Below are 2,902 nucleotides of genomic sequence, written 5' to 3' on the forward strand. Positions count from 1 at the left end.
GGGGGTGGTTTTTTGCCGTGCGTTTCCACCCCAAAAACCCCCCCCACCCCCCCCCCCCCCCCCCCCACGCTGGTGTGGGGCTTGTCCTTATGGGCGGAGCCGGCCCGGCCACTACAGGATCAGTTGCGGTGCGCGGTGCCCAGGTACTCGGCGCTCTGCATCTCGATCAGGCGGCTGGCGGTGCGCTCGAAGGCACCGGCCAGGCGGGTGCCGCTGTACAGCAACGGCGGTGCGTCCTGGGCGGTGCAGACCAGGTTGACCTGACGGTCGTACAGCTCATCGATCAGATTGACGAAGCGGCGCGCGGCATCTTCGTTCATGCGATCGAAATGCGGAATGCCGCCCAGCAGCACGGTGGTGAACTCGCGGGCGATCTCGATGTAGTCCGCCGGCCCGCGCGGGCCTTCGCACAGGGCCGCGAAATCAAACCAGGCAATGCTCTTGCCACGGCCACGCACCGGGATCTTGCGCCCCTCGATCTGGATGTTTCCGCCGCGTGCTTCTTCTGCACCGCTCAGCTCCTTCCAGCGTCCGGCCAGCCACGCATCACTCTCAGCATCGAGCGGCGCGCGGTATACCGGCGAGCGGGTCAGCGCGCGCATGCGGTAGTCCTCGGTGCCTTCGGCATACAGCTCGACGCAATACTTCTCCAGCAAGGCAATCGCCGGCAGGAAGCTGTCGCGCTGCAAGCCGTTGAGATAGAGGTTCTCCACCGCCGTATTGGAGGTGGTCACCAAGGTCACACCCTCGGCAAACAGTCGCTCCAGCAAACGTCCCAGCAACATCGCATCGCCGATGTCGGTGACGAAGAATTCATCCAGCACCAGCACGCGCAGCTTGTCGCGCCACTGTTGGGCGATCTTGGCCAGCGGATCGCTCTGCCCCTGATGCAGGTGCAGCTGTTCGTGGATGCCGCGCATGAAGCGGTGGAAGTGGGTGCGGTACTTCTGTTCGATCGGCAGGCCGTCGTAGAACAGGTCAACCAGGAAGGTCTTGCCGCGGCCAACGCCGCCCCAGAAATACAGGCCCTTTACCGGCTCGGGCTTCTTCCAGAACGCCGACAAACGATCAAGCCAGCCGTCCTGCGCGCTATCGACAATGGCCAGATGGATGCGATCCAACTCGGCCAGCGCGGCGTGCTGGGCAACATCATCGCGCCAGTCGCCGCGGGCCACGCCGGCGGCGTAGCGTTGTGAGGGAGTCATTGCATCCATGCTCAGTTGCTGCCGTCGGGCAGCCAGCGCCGCACTTCATGCTGGATGGCGCCACGCAGGTCGATCAGCTTGCGATGGAAGAAGTGCGAGGTATCGGGCATGCGCACCAACTGCGGCGGATTCGGCAGCGATTCCAGCCACTGGTACACGCCTTGCGCATCCACCACTTCGTCGGCATCGCCCTGCACTACCAGCCAGTTGGCCGGCGGCTGCACTTCGGAGAAATCCCAGGTACGGCGGCCAACCGGCGGCGCGATCGAGATCAAGGCCTGCGGCTGCAGCTGCGCGGCGGCGCGCAACGATACATAGGCACCGAAGCTGAAACCGGCCAGCCACAACGCGGCGTCCGGGCGTTCGCTGCGCACCCAGTTGACCACGGCGCGCAGGTCGTCGGCTTCGCCTTCGCCGTTGTCGTAGGTACCAACCGAAGCGCCGACACTGCGGAAGTTGAAACGCACGGTGGTGATGCCGAGGTCGCGCAGCGCGCGCGACACCATGGTCACCACCTTGTTGTGCATGCTGCCGCCCTCGATGGACAGCGGATGGCAGATGACGGCGATGATCGGACGCGCGGTGGCCTCGCCATCGGGCAGGTCGACACCGACTTCCAGCGGACCGGCCGGGCCGTCCAACATCAGCGTCGCCGATTCGTGGGGGAATGGGAGAGTTTGCATGCGGCCATAATAGCGGCCCCGTCCGGCGGCTTCACGCCCGCCCTTCACAACTGCCCAAATCCATGCATTTCCTTGTCCTGAGTGTGATCTGCAGTGTTCTGGTCTCGGTGCTGCTGAAACTGGCGCCGCGCCAAGGCATCGATATTCCCCAGGCGGTGACCTGGAACTATCTGGCCGCCAGCGTACTGTCGCTGCTGTTCCTCGAACCTTCACTGCAGTCGCTGCAGAGCGGGCATACGCCGTGGCTGGCGCTGCTTGGGCTGGCCGTGGCGCTGCCCGGCATCTTCCTGGTGCTTGCCCGCGCGGTACGCGAGGCCGGCATCGTGCGCAGCGACGTGGCCCAACGCCTGTCCTTGCTGTTGTCGCTGGCTGCCGCCTTCCTGCTGTTCGGCGAACAAGCCAATGGTTGGAAGCTGGCTGGCTTGGGATTGGGACTGCTGGCGATTGTCGGGGTGACCGCGCGCGATGGCGGTACCACGGAGCGCTCGCGCTCCAGCTGGGGTTGGTTGCTGGGTGTTTGGGCTGGCTTCGCCTTGATCGACATCCTGCTCAAGCAGGTAGCCGCGGCCGGTACGCCCTCAACCGCAGCCTTGTTGGTGAGCTTCGGCATCGCCTTCGTGCTGATGCTGGGATGGCAGCTGCAGCGGCATGTCAGCGGCAAGAGCCGGCTGACAGATGCCAATCTTCGCTTTGGGCTGCTGCTGGGCCTGCTCAACTTCGGCAACATTCTGTTTTACGTGCGAGCGCACCAGGCGCTGCCGCACAGCCCGGCGACGATCTTTGCCGGGATGAATATTGGCGTGGTGTGCCTGGGTGCGCTGGTCGGCGTGCTGGTGTTTGGTGAGAAGACCAGCGTGTGGAACCGCGTTGGCCTGGCGCTGGCGGTGGTGGCGATTGCCTTGATTGCGCGCGGTACGTTTTGAGGGTTTTGCTGATCTGGAGCAACAGCAAAGGCACCCCTCCCCGACCCTCCCCCTGGCGGGGGGAGTCGGGGGGGGGCAACAACCCCCCCCC

3 protein-coding genes are annotated in these 2,902 nt (G+C 65.0%); 1 reads left to right on the forward strand and 2 read right to left on the reverse strand.

Annotated elements, in window-relative coordinates; all coding sequences use genetic code 11:
- Positions 1-119: 119 nt before the first annotated feature.
- Complete coding sequence (gene zapE, locus ACVOLV_RS22075; protein ID WP_481556224.1) at positions 120-1,214, reverse strand: cell division protein ZapE; 1,095 nt, start codon at positions 1,212-1,214, stop codon at positions 120-122.
- Positions 1,215-1,216: 2 nt separating this feature from the next.
- Positions 1,217-1,888, reverse strand: coding sequence for an alpha/beta hydrolase (locus ACVOLV_RS22080; RefSeq protein ID WP_481556225.1), 672 nt, complete (start codon positions 1,886-1,888; stop codon positions 1,217-1,219).
- Between the two features lie 62 nt (positions 1,889-1,950).
- Between ACVOLV_RS22080 and ACVOLV_RS22085 the strand changes: the two genes are divergently transcribed.
- Positions 1,951-2,811 (forward strand): EamA family transporter, encoded by an 861-nt coding sequence (locus ACVOLV_RS22085; protein WP_481556226.1) that lies wholly within the window; start codon positions 1,951-1,953, stop codon positions 2,809-2,811.
- The last annotated feature ends 91 nt before the right edge of the window (positions 2,812-2,902 follow it).

The sequence above is a fragment of the Stenotrophomonas sp. STEN023 genome (assembly GCF_056760135.1).